Consider the following 15,495-nt stretch of genomic DNA (forward strand, 5'->3'; position numbering starts at 1 on the left):
GCGGGGGGGGCTGCGCGGGGTCCGGCGGCGCGGCCGCGGGCGCCCCCGCCCGCTGGTGGGTTTTGTGTTTTCGCGCGGAGCGCCAGCGGAGCGGGAAACACCTTGTCCGTCGCAACGGGGGTTCCAGGGGGTCGCCCCCTGGGCCGGATGGGAGAATCAACGTCGTGATCGAGCGGTACACACTTCCGGAGATGGGGCGCGTCTGGAGCGACGCGCACAAGTACGAGCTGTGGTGCCAGGTCGAGACCCTCGTGGTCGAGGCCCACGCCGAGGCCGGCACGATCCCGCCGGAGGTGGTGGAGCCGGTGCGCAAGGCGCCGCCGCCGACGCCGGAGGCGGTGCACGAGATCGAGGCGGTCACGCAGCACGACGTGATCGCCTTCCTGTCGGCGTGGGCGGACAACACCGAGCCGCGCGAGGCGGCGCGGTACGTCCACTTCGGCATGACCTCGTCCGACCTGCTGGACACGGCGCTGGCGCTGCAGCTCGTCGAGGCGACCGACATCCTGCTGGCGAAGGCGGACACGCTGGTCGCGACGCTGCGCGACCACGCGCTGGCGCACAAGGCGACGCTGCGGGTCGGCCGGACGCACGGCATCCACGGCGAGCCGGACGTGTGGGGCCACCGGGTCGCCGACTTCGCGTTCGCGATGGCCCGGTCCCGGGACCGGCTGCGCCGCGCCCGCGAGGCCGTCGGCGTGATGGCGATCTCCGGCGCGGTCGGGACGTACTCCAACATCGACCCGGCCGTCGAGCTGCACGTGGCGCGCAAGCTCGGGCTGAAGAGCGCGGACGTGTCGACGCAGGTCGTGATGCGCGACGGCATCTCCGAGTGGACGTCCGCGCTGGCGATCATGGCGACGGTGTGCGAGGCGATCGCGCTGGAGGTCCGGCACGGGCAGCGCACCGAGGTCCGCGAGCTGTGGGAGCCGTTCGGCAAGGGCCAGAAGGGCTCGTCGGCGATGCCGCACAAGAAGAACCCGATCATCTCCGAGCGGCTGGCGGGGATGGCGCGGATCGTGCGGGCGCAGATCGTCCCGGTGCTGGAGGGCATCCCGCTGTGGCACGAGCGCGACATCTCGCACTCGTCGACGGAGCGGATCGCGCTGCCGGACGCGTCGATCGCGCTCGACTACATGCTGAACCTGACGAACCGGCTGATGTCCGGGCTCGTCGTGGACGAGGCGCGGATGACGGCGAACCTCGAGTCGACCGGCGGCCTCATCTACACCTCGACGGTGCTGCTGGAGCTGGTCGAGGCGGGGATGTCGCGCGACGACGAGGCGTACCCGCTGGTCCAGAAGGCCGCGATGGAGACATGGGAGACGGGCGTCCCGTTCCGCGAGACCCTCCGCAAGCACGCCGCGGAGGCGGGCCTCACACTGGACGAGGCGCGGCTGGACGAGGTGTGCCGGCCGGAGCGGTTCGTGAAGCGCCTCGACACCGTCTTCGACCGCCTCGCCGCGCTGACCTGACCCGCCTTTGGCCCGATCTCCCGGAGCGACCGTGACGGCGACCCTGACCGAGCTGAACGCCTACCCGCTGAAGAGCGGCGGCGGCACCGCGCTGCGCACCGCCGAGCTGACCGCGCGGGGCCTGCCGCACGACCGGGAGTTCATGCTCGTCGCGCCGTCGGGCCGGTTCCTGTCGCAGCGGGACCTCGCCGGGATGGCGCTGCTGCGGCCGTCCTACGACGGCGAGGTCCTCACCGTCGACGCGCCCGGCGCCTCCCGGCTCGTCCACAAGGCGGTGGACGACGGCGAGGTGCTGGACGTGACCGTCCACCGGCACGAGACCCGGGGCGTCGACCAGGGCGACGAGGCCGCCGCCTGGTTCTCGGCGCTGCTGGACGCCGACTGCCGGCTGGTCCGCTTCACCGGGCACCGGCCCACGTCGCGGGGCGGCGGCGAGGTGATGTTCGCCGACGGCTACCCGCTGCTGGTCATCTCCGCCGAGTCCCTCGCCGACCTGAACGCGCGGCTGGACGCGCCGCTGCCGATGAACCGGTTCCGCCCGAGCCTGGTCATCGAGGGGCTCGGCGCCTACGCGGAGGACTCCGTGCGGCTGCTGCGCGTCGGCGGGACCGTCATCGAGATGGTCAAGGCGTGCGCGCGGTGCGTCATCACGACGACCGACCAGGAGACGGGCGAGCGGGGCCGCGAGCCGCTGCGGACGCTGGCGTCCTACCGGACCATCGACCGCGGCATCCGGTTCGGCCAGAACGCCGTCCCGCGCACGCTCGGCACCCTCGCGGTCGGTGACGAGGTGGAGATCCTCGAACGCGTCCGCTGAGGTCAGCCGACGACTTCGCCGGTCTCGTCGCCGAAGCGGTCGCGCATGTGGGTCGGGACGATCTCGACGGTCAGCCCCGGCAGCGACGCGATCGGGGTGCGGCCCGCCACCGGGCGGAGCGCGGCGACGACGTCGTCCAGGCCGTCCGGCGGGATGCTCACGTCGAGGCGGCCGTCCTCGGGCTCAACGACCGCGTAGGCGCCGGCGGGCTGGAACACCATGCGGGTGTCCTCGGTCTGCAGGAGCAGCGTGCGGCCGAACGGCAGCCGGCCCCGCAGCGACTGCGCGATCGCCTCCGCCTGGAGCGCGCCGATCCGCAGGGTCGTGGACGCGCCGTCCAGGTCCCAGTGCGCCGTGGTGACGTACAGGGCGCCGCTGCTCGACCCGTCGCGCGCGATGCCCTCGCGGACGGCGCGGGCCAGCTCCGGGACGGCGAGGAGCGAGCGCCGGTCGATGTCGGTGACGAACAGCGGCAGGTGCGGCTCGACGGCCCGCAGGAACGACGTGGCGTCCCACTGTCGGACCGCCTCGTACTCCTCCGACGCGAGCCCGACGACCTGGAGGAACCGGACGCGGCCGTGCGGCGTGCCGATCTCGCCGAGCTCCGGGTCGGTGACGAACGCGACGGCGCGGATGTCGGAGTCCTCGCGGTCGGCGGCGATCGGGCCGTTGACGTTCATGTGGTGGCCGGGCTCGAACCAGTTGCCCGAGCTGAACACGTACCGGCCGAGGTTCTGCAGCAGGTTCGCCGCCCACACCGGCGGCTCGCTCTCCGCGGGGTCGCGGGCGAGGCGGAAGGTGAACTCGAATCCCCAGCCGGACTCGTCCGGGTCGCCGGACTCCTTGCTGTACAACTCGGACATTCCGTACGAAATGAAATGCCAGTGCGGGACGGGCTCCGTCCGCGCGTAGATGCTGATCCCGTCGAGCGGATCCGGGCCGCCCAGCGCCCACTTGACCAGGGTGCCCAAGTGGTACGGCTCGGCGTCCCCGTAGAGGGGGCGAAGCGCGGCGTCGATGGCGTCCCAGCCGGGCGACTCGTCCATGGATGATCACCCTAGACCCGCCGGCCCGCACCCGTCCGCCGGACGCCTCAGCTCGGATTTTCCTCGGGAATGCGAACCTTTGGGCCGCTCTGGGGGTCTCACCAAGCAGACTGGCGCAAGGGTGGCGCATGCGGACACCCCACCCCCGGGCCGGTGGTTTACTGGGGGCGCGTTGGCGCAGCGGGACCGATCGGCGCGCCCGGCCCCCGTGGTCCCACCTTCATCGGGCAGGCACCTTAACCGCGTTTCAAAGGAGATATGGCGGAATGAGCATGGGCCACGAGGTTCGGTATCGCGTGCGCGGCGGCCGGCAGCTGCACGGCACCGTCTTCGTCCAGGGCGCCAAGAACGCCGTCCTGCCGATGATCGGTGCTTCGCTGATGGCCTCCCGCGGACGCACGGTGCTCCGGAACGTTCCGATCATCGAGGACGTGCGGCGGGCGGTGGAGCTCGCCCGGGCGGTCGGCGCCAAGGCCGAGCTGCACGAGACCGAACGCACCCTCGTGATCGACGCCTCCTCGCTCAGCAGCCCGGTGCTGCCCGCCGAGATCGCCTCCCGCTTCCGCGGCTCGTTCCTGTTCGTGCCGGCGCTGCTGCACCGGCTCGGCGAGGCGGTCATCGAGGGCGTCGGCGGCTGCAATCTCGGCAGCCGCAACCTGGACTTCCACTACAACGGCTTCAAGCGGATGGGCGCCACGGTCACCGAGCACGTGGCCGACAACGGCGACGGCATCATCCACATCAAGGCCGGCGACCTGCGCGGCGGCACGCTGTACTGCGACACGCCGTCGCACACCGGCACCGAGAACCTGATCATGGCGGCCGCGCTGGCGCACGGCACCACGCTGATCAAGAACGCGGCGCTGGAGCCGGAGGTCCTCGACAACATCGCGATCCTGCAGGCGATGGGCGCGAAGATCAGCGGCGGCGGCACCGGCTTCATCACCGTCGAGGGCGTCGACGAGCTGACCGCCGTCGAGCACACCGTCATGCCGGACCGGATCGACGCCGGCGTCTTCGTGATGGCCGCCGCGATCACCGGCGGCGACCTGAACCTCGTCGGCGCCACGCTGGAGCACCTCGGCGTCGCCGCCGACAAGCTCGAGCAGATGGGCGTCGAGTTCCACCAGCAGGGCGCGGTGCTGCAGGTCCGGCGGGAGCGCACGCTCCGCCCGATCAACGTGATCACCGACGAGTACCCGGGCTTCGCCACCGACCTGCAGTCGCCGATCATGGCGCTGTCCTGCCTGGCGGAGGGCCCGTCCTACATCTACGAGCGGATCTTCGACGGCCGGTTCAAGCTGGCCGACGAGCTGCGCAAGATGGGCGCCGACATCGAGGTCGACGGCAACCGCGCCAAGGTCAACGGCCCGCGCGGGCTGCGCGGCGCCGAGGTCGAGGCGCACGACCTGCGCTGCGGCAGCGCGCTGGTGCTCGCGGGCCTGGCCGCCGAGGGCGAGACGACGATCACCTCGGCCTACTACCTGGACCGCGGCCACGCGCACACCGCGGAGCGCCTCTCCCAGCTCGGCGCCGACATCGTCCGCGAGGCCGACTGACCGGCGCCTGGAGCGGAGCTCCAGCGGAGCGGAAGGCGCCGGTCAGTCTGTCTTTGCCGGGGGGCGTGGAGGTCGTCCCCCCACCGGAGACACGACGCAGGTGCGTTTCGGACCGGCCCGGCGGGATGATCCCGCCGGGCCGGTCTGCTGCTGACTGAGTGGTCATTCCGGCGGGGCGAATCGTCCGCATGTGGCCTCGACTCTGACCCAATCGGGAGTGGTTCCTTACCGGGCTTGTCACAGCGCGGCGGGAAACCGGGTGGACCAGTGGTCACCGGGCGGTCACGCAAAGTCGGGCCACCGCGTTCCACCAGCGGGGACGCGCGGCGCCCTGACCAGCGGAGAAAACCGGATGGACCGATCCAGAAGCGGCACTCCGGGACGCGTTGAAAAATCACGGGGACGGCGGTCGCGGGCCCTCCGGACGGATCGCTCGTCTTTCCGGGGCGCCCGACATCGGGTTGATCAAGTTTCGCCCCGCGGGTAAACCAATCGGTCACCGCAGGGGTCTCCTCAGTGCCCGTCAGCGCCGCGAGGAGGCCCTCCCGGGGTTTTCGGGTCTTGTTTTTCAACTTCGGACGTCCGAAGATGCAGGATCAAGACTGACCGATTGGTGACAAATTACTGACCAGGGGGTCGCGTAGGTTACTTTTTCGCCGCACTCTTGATTCGATTTCGCGTCTGGGCGTCACACATCGCCGCCCTGACCCGATCTGCCCACTGAGGAACGAATCGCACGGGAACTGCGGTGCTGGGTCAGAAGGCAGGGGCGACAAGCCATGAGACGACCGTTGGGCGGAGCGTGCGCGAACGCGTGGCCGGGGCCGTGCCCCCGAGAGGATGGACCGGAAGCGAGCGATCATCGATGACGGCGGCACGAACGGGCTCGGTCACGCCTGACCTGACCATCGGCGTGGTGGGCCCCCATGACCTCGTCGAGCGGGTCATGCTGATGGGCCACGGCCCCACGCCGGTGCCGAGCCGGCTGGTGGCCGCCGCCTACCGCGACGAGCAGGAGGCGGCCGACAAGGTCGTCCGGCTGGGCTCGGGGGTGGACGTCTGCCTGTTCGCCAGCCCGGTCCCCTACGACTTCGCGCGCAAGGCCGGCGTGCTGACCATGCCCGCGACCTACGTCCCGCTGAACGGCGCCGCGCTGCAGGGCGCGCTGCTGCGCGCCTCCCTCGACGAGCGCTTCGACCCGTCCCGGGTCAGCATCGACGTGCTCGGCCGCGCCGAGGTCGAGGAGGCCTACGCCGAGATCAGCCTCGGCACCGAGCAGGTCCACCTGCGCGAGGAGGCCGCCGGCCCCGGCACGCTCGCCGCCTTCCACGAGCGGCTGTGGCGACGCGGCGCGACCACCGTCGCGATGACCTGCGTACACGCCACCGCCGAGCGGATGGAGATGGCCGGGGTGCCGACCATCCGGGTCCGCCCGACCGGCGCGTCCATCCGCAGCTCCCTGCAGACCGCCGCGCTCCTCGGCGCCCACCACCGGCTGGAGGAGTCGCAGCTCGTCGTCGTGCTGGTCGACGTCCCGACCCTCCGCGAGACCCCGCGCCGCGTCACCCCGCGCTACTGGCGGGACGAGCTGAAGCTCGCGCTGCACCGCGTCCTGCTGCAGGAGGCGCACCGGATGAACGCGTCGGTGTGGCCGCTGGACGACCACAGCTACCTGGTGATCGCGACGCGCGGTTCCGTCACCGCGTCCACCGAGGGCTTCCGGACGCCGCCGTTCGTCGAGCGGGTCCGCGAGGAGCTCGGCCTCGCGATCGAGGTCGGCATCGGGATGGGACGCACCGCGCACGAGGCGGAGAACCACGCCCGCGCCGCGCTCGCCCGCTCGCAGAGCTCCCAGCGCGCGCAGGGCTTCGCGCTCGACCGGGACGGCCGCGCGCTCGTCCCGGCGCCGCGCACCCCGCCGCGCAGCCAGCCGCAGGCGAAGCCGAAGGGCCTGGAGATCCTCGCGCGGCTCGCCGACAAGCTCGGCGACCAGGAGCAGCCGCTGATCGTGGACGCCGAGAACGCCGGGAAGATGCTCGGGGTCACGCCGCGCACCGCCCGCCGGCTGCTGCGCACCCTCGTCGAGGAGGGGCTCGCCTGGCCGCTCCCCCCGAACCGCACCCCGCAGCCGGGCCGTCCCCGCCAGCTCTACCGCCTGATCGTCGAGAAGCTCGGCCCGGCGAAGGCCGGCTGACCGCGCCCGGCCCGGCCCCCGCCAGATCGGCCGACCGCGCCCGGCCGACCGGCTCAGCCCGCCTCTTTGGCGAGGGCCTCGCGCACCGCCGGGACGATCTCCCCGCCCCAGCGGCCGAGGGAGACGTCGTCCTGCGTGCCGCCCTCCGGCGAGAACAGCATGAACCCGGACGCGCCGTGCTCCAGGACGGCGCCCGTCAGCTCCTCCGCCCACTGGTCCGCCGACCCGCCGATCCAGCGCCCGTCGCCGTCGCGGGTGGCGGGCAGCGGCCGGTCGGTGATGCGTCCGGGCAGGTTGAAGACCGTGCGGACCGCGGCGGGGTCGCGGCCCGCGGCGGCGGCCGCCTCGTCGATGACCGGGCGCGACGTCCGGTACCGCTCGCTGAGCCAGTCCGCCGCGTGGCCCGGGATCCAGCCGTCCGCGACCCGACCGGTGGCGGCCAGGGACCGCCGGCCGACCGAGCCCGTCCAGACCGGCGGCGCGTCCACCGGCGCCGGCTCGATCTCCTTGACCCGGTAGTGGCGGCCCTCGAAGGTGACCGGCTCGCCGCCCCCGGACAGCTTCCTGACCAGCACGATCGCCTCCTCGAAGGCGTCGACCGCGGCGGCGGGCCCGAGCGGCGGGACGCCCATGTCGGCGATCCGGTCCCACAGCCCGCCCGCGCCCATGCCGAGCACGACGCGCCCGCCGGACAGCGCCGACAGCGTCGTCACCGCCCGCGCGAGCATCGGGGCGGGGCGGGTCGGCAGGTTGGTGACGTTGGCGAACCCGGCGATGCGGTCCGTCCGGCCGAGGAGGAACCCGATGGTGGCGTAGGCGTCCAGGCGCGCGCCGATGTAGGGGTGGTCGGAGAGGGAGAACAGGTCGAGCCCGTCGCGGTCGGCCCGGAGGACCTTGCGCAGCAGCGCCGGCCCTTCGTCGATGGTGCTGTGCGCGCCGAAACCGAAGACGACTTCCTGTGCGGTCATGGCTCCGCCTTTCGTTCGAGGAGGGTCGAGGGCGCCGGGATCAGGCGGTGGGGCCGAACTGGCCGACGAAACGGCCGGTGAACAGGTCCGCGCCCTTGTACTCGGCGACCATCGCGGGCGACGCGACGGACGGGCCGTCCGGGGTCGGGAGCTGCCCGACGCCGCCGCGGGTGCCGAGCGGGAGCAGGATCATCGGGTGCGGCTGCGGCCGGTACGTCGCGGTGGGCCGCTCGCCGTTCAGCTGGGCCTTGATGTTCGCGACGACGACCTCGGCGTGCCGCGTCGCCCACCCGGCCATCTTCGCCTCCGCGACGTCGGTGAGGTCGCCGACCGCGTAGACGTGGTCGTGCCCGGCGACGTTCAGGGACGCGGTGACGCCGACCTGCCCCTGCGGGTTCAGGGTGGTGAGCCGGCCGTCGGCGAGGTAGCCGCTGTTGGTGCGGACGCCGTAGGCGCGGAACCAGATGTCGGCGGTGATCTCCTCGCCGCCGCCGGTGGTGACGGTGAAGGCGCCGGCGCGGCCGGGCTCGGTGGCGGGCGGCGCGGCGAGGGCGGTGCCGAGCCGCACCTCGATGCCGAGCTCGGCGAGCTGGCGGCGCAGGTCGGCGACCATCTCGGGCTCGAAGCCGGGCAGCAGCTCGGTGGCCGGGTCGACGACGGTGACGTGCTTGTCCGGCCAGGTCTCCTTGATCTCGCCGGCCAGCTCCAGGCCGACCGGCCCGGCGCCGAGGATCAGCACCCGGCCGGCGCCCCGCAGCTCCTTGTGGGTGCGGCGGAGATCGTCCAGGGCCTCCGCGACGGTGTCGGAACCGGGCTTGGCGGGGTAGGCGTAGCTGGAACCGGTGGCCAGCACGAGGTAGTCCGCGTCGACGCGGCCGCCGGACGCGAGGTCGACGCCGCGGGGGTCGGCGGAGACCGCGCGGTCGCGGATCTGCCGGCCGCCCTCGGTGAGCAGCGTCGCGTAGGGGAAGAACATGTTGGCGGCCCAGTCGGGCCTGGTCAGCGCCCGCAGCGACGCCGCCGCGTTGACGAACGCGTCCCGCGGGTCGATCAGCACGACGTCCGCCTCCGGCTGCAGCGCCTTGGCGACCGCCGCGCCGCCGTACCCTCCGCCGATGACCGCGACCGTACGGCTCATGATGACATCACTCCCGTTGCCGAAAAGCTTGAGTTCGTAGTACGAACGGTATCAGTTCGTACTACGAACAACAACCTCGCGGCACGGGAGAACGATTCCCCGGGCGTCAGTGCGCGCCGGCGGCGGCCCCCTCGTCCGGCTCCTGGAAGACCACCGGAACCTCGTTGTCCAGCACGACGCGGCCGAGCAGCCCGGCGAGCGCGTCCCGCTCGGCGGCGCTCAGGCCGGCCGCCAGATCGTCGATCCGCTTGCAGGTCTCGGCGTAGAACTCGTCCACGAGCCCGGCGCCGCGCTCGGTCAGCGCGACCCGCACGGCCCGCGTGTCCCGCGGATCCGGCTCGCGCCGCACCAGCCCGTTGCGCTCGGTGCGGTCCACCAGGCCGGTAAGGCTCGACTTCGCCAGCCCCAGCGTCGCGCCCAGCTCGCCCATCCCGTACGACCTGCCCATCAGCACGCAGAGCAGCTGCCCCTGCTGCTGGGTCAGCCCGTACTCGCGGGCCGAGGCCGCGTACACGGCGTCCACCAGGAAGGAGGACCGCACCAGCGCGGCCACGACCCCGATCCGACCGTCATCTTCTTTGACCACGCGGCCAGACTAACACCGGACGGCTCGATAATTCGCACCGCGAACTGCACCGATGCGCCCTGGGCCTCGCCCCGGACGGCGGCGCCCGCCGGCATCCCGAGTCCGCCGGACGCGGCCCGCGCCGCGCGAACGCGGTCGGCGCGCCGCCGCCGCGCGGACGTCCCGGCACCGGCGCCCGGGACATCCGGAAACGGGCTTCCGGCCGCCCGGATCGGCCGCACCGGAAACGGTCTTGACCGATCAAATTTCGCCGTTCATGATGGCGGTCACGTGAGGCATCATCGCTGATTCCGGCCCGCCTCCGCGGCCGGATTCCTCGGCGCTGGGCGCGTGCCCTCGTACCGGTTCCCGCTGTATCCGGATTTCGTGGAGCGCGCCGTGCACTCGACAAGCCCGATCGCCGCGGCCCGCGCGGTGCGCCTGCCGCCGAGCCGCGCAGGCCCGCCGTCCCCGCAGGCCTTCGCCGGGCAGGTCCATCGCCCGCCCTGACCGCCGTCCCGACCGCTCGGCGCCGGGAGTCCGCGCACCGAGTCGCACCGCCAGGGGACGCGATCGCACCGCGTCGCACCCCGGCCACCCCACCCCGCCTTTTTCGCGCCCCGCCATTTCCGCTCCGCACACGCGCCATTCAGTGAGCGCGCGCTTCCGCCTGCCAGAAAACGGTTATTAGGCGCTCGGTTTAATTAGAAACCAGAGAGTGTCTCAATCCGGCCACGCCCTTGAATTCACCCGCCGGAGATGTGCTTAATCGCGGTACCACCCCCTTGACACCTCGCGAAGGGAGCCACAGGTGTCACGTGTCCGCAAGCTCGCAGTCGTCGGAGCCGCTTCGGCCTCCGTCCTCGCGCTGACGATGGCCCCGGCGTCCGCCGCCGGCACCACCATCCACAGCGGCAGCGCCACCGGCCCCGCCTACTCCGGCGGCGTCGTCGCGACCAACCTCGGCAACGTCTCGGTCGTCACCTCGCTCAGCAACGCCACCTGCACGTCCGCCATCCAGAACGGCACCATCAACTCGAACGGCACCGCCCTGAACGTCACGTCGGCGTCGTTCACCGGGTGCACCAGCAGCCTCGGCGCCGTGACCGTCACCGCCCAGAGCCTGCCGTGGACCGGCGGCTCCGTCGTCTACGCCCCCGTCGCCGGCGGCCGGGACGGCACCATCACCGTCGCCCACTACACCGTCGGCGCCACCACCTTCGGGCTCAGCTGCGTCTACTCCGGGACCCTCACCGGCGACGGCTACAACCCGAACAACCCCAACCGGCCCGACACCTCCGTCGCCCAGGCCGAAGCCAAGATCACCAACGGCACCGTGACCAAGCAGAGCGGATCCTTCCTCTGCCCCGCCACGGCCACGGTGACCGCCGCCTTCAAGCTCGTCGGCAGCGGCGGCCAGCAACTCTGGGCCACCGGCTGACCCGGTGACCGGGCCGTCCCGCCCCTCCGGACGGGCAGGACGGCCCGGTACACGGCGTCAGTTGCGGTGCACAGGGTCAGTCCCGGTGCCCAGGGTCAGTCCCGGTGCGCGGCGTCAGTTGCGGTGTGGGAACGCCTTGGCCACCGCCAGGAACGCGTCGTTCTCCTCCGGCGAGCCGATCGAGACGCGCGCGCCCTCCCCGTCGAACGGGCGGACGCTCACCCCCTGCGCGTCGCACGCCGCCGAGAACTCCATCGTCCGCTCGCCGAGCCGCAGCCACACGAAGTTGGCCTCCGTCGGCGGGACCGTCCAGCCGTCCGCGAGCAGCGTCCCGCGGACCCGGTCGCGCTCCTTCACCGTCCGCTCGACCCGCTCCAGCAGCTCGTCCGTCGCCTCCAGCGACGCGATGCCCGCCGCCTGCGCCACCGAGTTCACGCTGAACGGCAGGAACGTCTTGCGGATCGCGCCCGCCACGATCGGGTGCGCCACCAGGTACCCGATCCGCAGCCCCGCCAGCCCGTACGCCTTCGAGAACGTCCGCAGCACCGCCAGGTTCGGCCGGTCGCCGTACATCGTGAGCCCGTCCGGGACGGCGTCGTCGCGGACGTACTCGCGGTACGCCTCGTCCAGCACGACCAGGCAGTCCTCGGGGACCCGGTCGAGGAACGCCTCGATCTCCGCGCGCGGGACCACGGTCCCGGTCGGGTTGTTCGGGTTGCACAGGAAGACCAGCCGCGTCCGCTCGGTGATCGCGTCCGCCATCGCCGGCAGGTCGTGCGTCTCGTCCTTCAGCGGCACCTGGACGCCCGTCGCGCCGGACAGCGACACCAGCAGCGGGTACGCCTCGAACGACCGCCACGCGTACACGACCTCGGTGCCGGGCTCGGCGACCGCCTCCAGCAGCATCTGCGTCATGCCGACCGACCCGCAGCCCACCGCGACGTGATCGGCGGACACGCCGCAGAACGCCGCGATCGCCTCCGTCAGCGCGGTCGCGTTGTTGTCGGGGTAGCGGTTGACGTTCCGCGCCGCCGCGGCGATCGCGTCCAGCACCGAGGGGAGCGGCCCCTCCGGCGACTCGTTGGACGAGAGCTTGAACGAGCGGCCCTCGGGCGACACCACGACCTTCCCGGGCTTGTAAGCCACGAACCGGTCGAGGACGGAGCGGAAGCGCGGAGTGGTTGCCTCGGACACCGTTGTCCTCCAGGTCTGCACAGGGGTGTTGGGGTCAAGCCTACGGAATGCACCAGGTCCCGGGCCAAAGCGGGACACGCCTCGCTCAGGAGGCCGCGGTCTCCCGGATCACGCCACAGCCTCCCGGATCATGCCGTGGCCTCGCGTCACGCCGTGGCCTCGCGCATCATCCAGCACACGGCGACGATCCGGACGAACTCCCAGTCGCGGGTGCTGTCCGGCCACCAGCCGCGGTTGAACGCCTCCTCCGCGAACGACCGCAGGTAGCCCATCAGCTCGTCCTCGCCCGGCTCGCCGAGCTCGTCGCGCAGGCTCGCCACGTGCTGGTCGACGGCCGCCGCCAGCCCGGGGGACCCGGCCATCTCCGCGACGCCGGCCTCCCCGATGTCCCTGACGAGCAGGCCCAGCACTTCGGACGAGTCACCGTTCATAGGTCGCAAGCTAGCAATCCCGCCCGGATGCCCGCGACGTCACCCCAGGTCAGACGGGGATCTTTTACCCTCGTGGCCGCGACCGGCCAACCGCCCCCGGCGCACCTAGCCGCGGGGGCGGAGCATCGGGGGGCGCAGCTGCTCGGCGTCGCCGCGCCGGTACAGCCGCGCCGGACGGCCGCCGTCCCGCGTCGTCGTCCGGTCGGTCGGGATCAGGAACCGGTCGGCGCCGGTCACCTTCCGGTGGAAGTTCCGCGGGTCGAGGACGGTGCCCCAGACGATCTCGTACACGCGGCGCAGCTCCGCGACGGTGAACTCGGGCGGGCAGAACGCCGCCGCCAGCGAGGTGTACTCCAGCTTCGCCCGCGCGCGCTCCATCCCGTCGCACAGGATCCGCCGGTGGTCGAACGCGGCCCGGTCGTTGTCGATCAGGTCGTCCACCGCCGTCCACAGCACCTGCGCCCGGCTGGACGCGGGCAGGTCCGGCGCGAGGCCCAGGTAGGCGACGCTCACGACGCGCTGCCGCGGGTCCCGGTCCGGGTACCCGTAGGTCGCGAGCTGCTCCAGGTGGATCCGGACGTCCGCGAGCCCCGCCCGCTCCGCCATCAGCCGGGACGCGGCGGCGGGCAGGTCCTCGTCCAGCTGGATGAACCCGCCGGGCAGCGACCACGCCCCGTCGTAGGGCGCCCGGTCCCGCCGCCACATCAGCGCGGACAGCCGCTGCTCCCGCACGGTGAGCACGACCAGATCGACGGAGACAGCGAGCCGCGGCACGGACATGCCTGGAGTCTATTGGGGAGCGGCGCCCCGGAACCCCGCCCGCGCAACGGCCCGCGGCGCCCGGCGGCCAGGGAACCCGGGGGCGGGCATGGGGAAGGCCCGGCCGCGCCGGCCGGGCCTTCCGTCGTGCGCGTCAGCCCTCGTCGGGACCCGACGGCGCCGGGACCGGCGGGACGGGACCGGCGTGCCCGTTCACCGCCGCCTGCCCGTTCTGGCCGTTCATCCCCGACAGCAGCTGGCGGGCCAGCCCGAGGCCGGTGCCGCCGAGCGTCAGCGCCTTGGCGAGCATGTCCTCGATGCCGTCCGCGCCGTTCAGCACGACCATGTTGTCGACGTTGCCGAACACGCCCGCACCGGCCTGGACGATCTCCGGCCACTTCTCGGCGAGCTGCTGGGCGATGACCGCGTCGGTGTTCTGCGCCAGCGCCTCCGCGCGGGCCTTGATCGCCTCGGCCTCCGCGAGGCCCTTCTGCCGGGTCGCCTCGGCCTGCGCCTCACCTATCAGCCGGGTGGCCTCGGCCTCGCGCTGCGCCTTCAGCTGCGTCTCGGTCGCGGCGGCCTGCGCGTAGGAGATGCGTTCCTCCCGCTCGGCCTCCGCCAGCTTCACCTGCTCGTACGCGCGCGCGTCGGCCGGCTTGCGGATCTCGCTCTCCAGCCGCTTCTCGGTGCGCTCGGCCTCCAGCTCGGCGTTGCGGGTCTCCTTGAGGATGACCTCCTGCCGGGCCTGCTGCGCGGCCTGCTGCACCTGGCCCTCGTACTCCGCCTTCTTGATCTCGGTGTCCCGGATCACCGCGGCGTTCTCCCGCATGGCCTCCTGCTCCTTGCGGGTGGCCTCCTGGTCCCGCTCGGCCTCGGCGATGCGGGCCTCCGCGGCGACCTTCGCGGCGTGCGGGCGGCCCAGGTTCGTGATGTAGCCGGTCTCGTCGTCGATCTCCTGGATCTGCAGCGAGTCGACGACCAGGCCGAGCTTGCTCATCTCGTCGGCGGCCGAGCCGCGGGTCTCGGAGGTGAGCCGCTCCCGGTTGAGGATCAGGTCCTCGACGGTGAGGTTGCCGATGATCGAGCGGAGGTGGCCGGTGAACAGCTCGTGGATCGCCCCGTCCATCGACTTCTGCTGCTCCAGGAAGCGGCGCGCGGCGTTGGCGATCGAGACGAAGTCGTCCCCGACCTTGTAGATGACGACGCCGCGGACCTTCACCGGGATGCCCTGCTGCGTCACGCAGTGGACCTCGAGGTTGGCGGCGCGGCTGTCCAGCCGGAGCCGGCGGGCCGTCTGGAAACCGGGCAGCACCGAGGTGCCCTTGCCGGTGACGATCTTGAAGCCGAGGCTCTCCACCCCGTCGATCGGCTTGGACCTGGCCCCCAGACCGGAGATGATCAGCGCCTCGTTCGGCTCCGCGACGCGCCAGACCATCTTGAACAGGACGATCAGCACGATGATGGCGACGACCACGGCGATCGCCACCGCGACGATGGGCATGCGGCCTCCTCACTCTGCGGCGGGCGGCCGGCCCGTCCCGGTGGCGGGTCCCGTCCGCGTTTTCCAGTAGACGCAGGGGACCCGCCGTTGGTTCGCCCCTTTTGGGGCAGTGTTCAGGAACCCAGCGCGTGCGCCACGTACACCGTCCGCGGCGGGTGGTACTCGACCACCACGACGATCGTCCCGACCGGGATCTCCTCGCGCGGATCGACCGGATGCGCGTAGAAGGCCTCCGAGCCGCCGCGAATGGCGATCATGACCTCGCCGACCAGCCCGGGGCCGATCCGGCCGGTCACCCGGCCCTCCTTGCCGATCAAAGGGAAACCCCCCGTACTCGATTTCATCGCCCTCGGCGGTCGGGCCCTGGGGGCCCTCCCTTCAACGGGCGCTGTGTGTGATCGCTGCAT

At 72.4% G+C, this 15,495-nt stretch carries 14 protein-coding genes; 5 read left to right on the forward strand and 9 right to left on the reverse strand.

The genetic code is table 11. The annotated features are described in order from the left end of the window. The first annotated feature begins 164 nt into the window (after positions 1 to 164). Together purB and AB0C78_RS30580 are read left to right on the forward strand one after the other, a co-directional pair. A complete protein-coding gene (purB, locus tag AB0C78_RS30575; RefSeq protein ID WP_360754483.1) occupies positions 165 to 1,475 on the forward strand; it encodes an adenylosuccinate lyase in 1,311 nt (436 codons plus the stop codon). Between the two features lie 31 nt (positions 1,476 to 1,506). Next, positions 1,507 to 2,292, forward strand: a complete 786-nt coding sequence (locus AB0C78_RS30580; RefSeq protein WP_360754486.1) for an MOSC N-terminal beta barrel domain-containing protein — start codon at positions 1,507 to 1,509, stop codon at positions 2,290 to 2,292. Between the two features lie 2 nt (positions 2,293 to 2,294). Here AB0C78_RS30580 and AB0C78_RS30585 read toward each other — a convergent pair whose 3' ends face one another. Next, the gene (locus AB0C78_RS30585) at positions 2,295 to 3,338 is read right to left on the reverse strand and encodes a suppressor of fused domain protein (protein ID WP_360754489.1); all 1,044 of its coding nucleotides are present in this window, start codon (positions 3,336 to 3,338) and stop codon (positions 2,295 to 2,297) included. 272 nt (positions 3,339 to 3,610) lie between these two features. Between AB0C78_RS30585 and murA the strand changes: the two genes are divergently transcribed. Together murA and AB0C78_RS30595 are read left to right on the forward strand one after the other, a co-directional pair. Next, positions 3,611 to 4,897, forward strand: coding sequence for a UDP-N-acetylglucosamine 1-carboxyvinyltransferase (gene murA, locus AB0C78_RS30590; RefSeq protein WP_360754630.1), 1,287 nt, complete (start codon positions 3,611 to 3,613; stop codon positions 4,895 to 4,897). An 865-nt stretch (positions 4,898 to 5,762) separates the two neighbouring features. Next, positions 5,763 to 7,091 (forward strand): transcriptional regulator, encoded by a 1,329-nt coding sequence (locus AB0C78_RS30595; protein WP_192809019.1) that lies wholly within the window; start codon positions 5,763 to 5,765, stop codon positions 7,089 to 7,091. 53 nt (positions 7,092 to 7,144) lie between these two features. On the opposite strand, the gene AB0C78_RS30600 is transcribed toward AB0C78_RS30595, so the two are convergent. From AB0C78_RS30600 to AB0C78_RS30610, 3 genes are all read right to left on the reverse strand, one after another. Beyond that, a complete protein-coding gene (locus AB0C78_RS30600) occupies positions 7,145 to 8,059 on the reverse strand; it encodes an LLM class flavin-dependent oxidoreductase (RefSeq protein WP_360754491.1) in 915 nt (304 codons plus the stop codon). A gap of 40 nt (positions 8,060 to 8,099) precedes the next feature. Then, the gene (locus AB0C78_RS30605) at positions 8,100 to 9,197 is read right to left on the reverse strand and encodes an FAD-dependent oxidoreductase (RefSeq protein WP_360754494.1); all 1,098 of its coding nucleotides are present in this window, start codon (positions 9,195 to 9,197) and stop codon (positions 8,100 to 8,102) included. Between the two features lie 106 nt (positions 9,198 to 9,303). Next, positions 9,304 to 9,783: a MarR family transcriptional regulator gene (locus AB0C78_RS30610; protein WP_360754496.1), complete on the reverse strand. Its 480-nt coding sequence runs from the start codon at positions 9,781 to 9,783 to the stop codon at positions 9,304 to 9,306. A 790-nt stretch (positions 9,784 to 10,573) separates the two neighbouring features. Between AB0C78_RS30610 and AB0C78_RS30615 the strand changes: the two genes are divergently transcribed. Next, positions 10,574 to 11,203 carry a hypothetical protein gene (locus AB0C78_RS30615; protein ID WP_360754498.1) on the forward strand — a complete coding sequence of 210 codons (630 nt, stop codon included), beginning with the start codon at positions 10,574 to 10,576 and terminating at the stop codon, positions 11,201 to 11,203. Between the two features lie 114 nt (positions 11,204 to 11,317). Here AB0C78_RS30615 and hisC read toward each other — a convergent pair whose 3' ends face one another. The 5 genes from hisC to AB0C78_RS30640 all read right to left on the reverse strand — a co-directional run bounded on the left by hisC (position 11,318) and on the right by AB0C78_RS30640 (position 15,384). Next, positions 11,318 to 12,397: a histidinol-phosphate transaminase gene (gene hisC, locus AB0C78_RS30620; protein ID WP_360754500.1), complete on the reverse strand. Its 1,080-nt coding sequence runs from the start codon at positions 12,395 to 12,397 to the stop codon at positions 11,318 to 11,320. 146 nt (positions 12,398 to 12,543) lie between these two features. Then, a complete protein-coding gene (locus AB0C78_RS30625; RefSeq protein WP_151543090.1) occupies positions 12,544 to 12,828 on the reverse strand; it encodes a DUF6401 family natural product biosynthesis protein in 285 nt (94 codons plus the stop codon). 105 nt (positions 12,829 to 12,933) lie between these two features. Further along, complete coding sequence (locus AB0C78_RS30630; RefSeq protein ID WP_151543091.1) at positions 12,934 to 13,608, reverse strand: NUDIX domain-containing protein; 675 nt, start codon at positions 13,606 to 13,608, stop codon at positions 12,934 to 12,936. 133 nt (positions 13,609 to 13,741) lie between these two features. After that, positions 13,742 to 15,088: an SPFH domain-containing protein gene (locus AB0C78_RS30635; protein ID WP_360754505.1), complete on the reverse strand. Its 1,347-nt coding sequence runs from the start codon at positions 15,086 to 15,088 to the stop codon at positions 13,742 to 13,744. A 113-nt stretch (positions 15,089 to 15,201) separates the two neighbouring features. Beyond that, a complete protein-coding gene (locus AB0C78_RS30640) occupies positions 15,202 to 15,384 on the reverse strand; it encodes a hypothetical protein (protein WP_151543093.1) in 183 nt (60 codons plus the stop codon). Positions 15,385 to 15,495 lie beyond the last annotated feature (111 nt).

Source organism: Actinomadura sp. NPDC048394 (genome assembly GCF_040651755.1).
Taxonomy (GTDB): Bacteria; Actinomycetota; Actinomycetes; order Streptosporangiales; family Streptosporangiaceae; genus Spirillospora; species Spirillospora montaniterrae.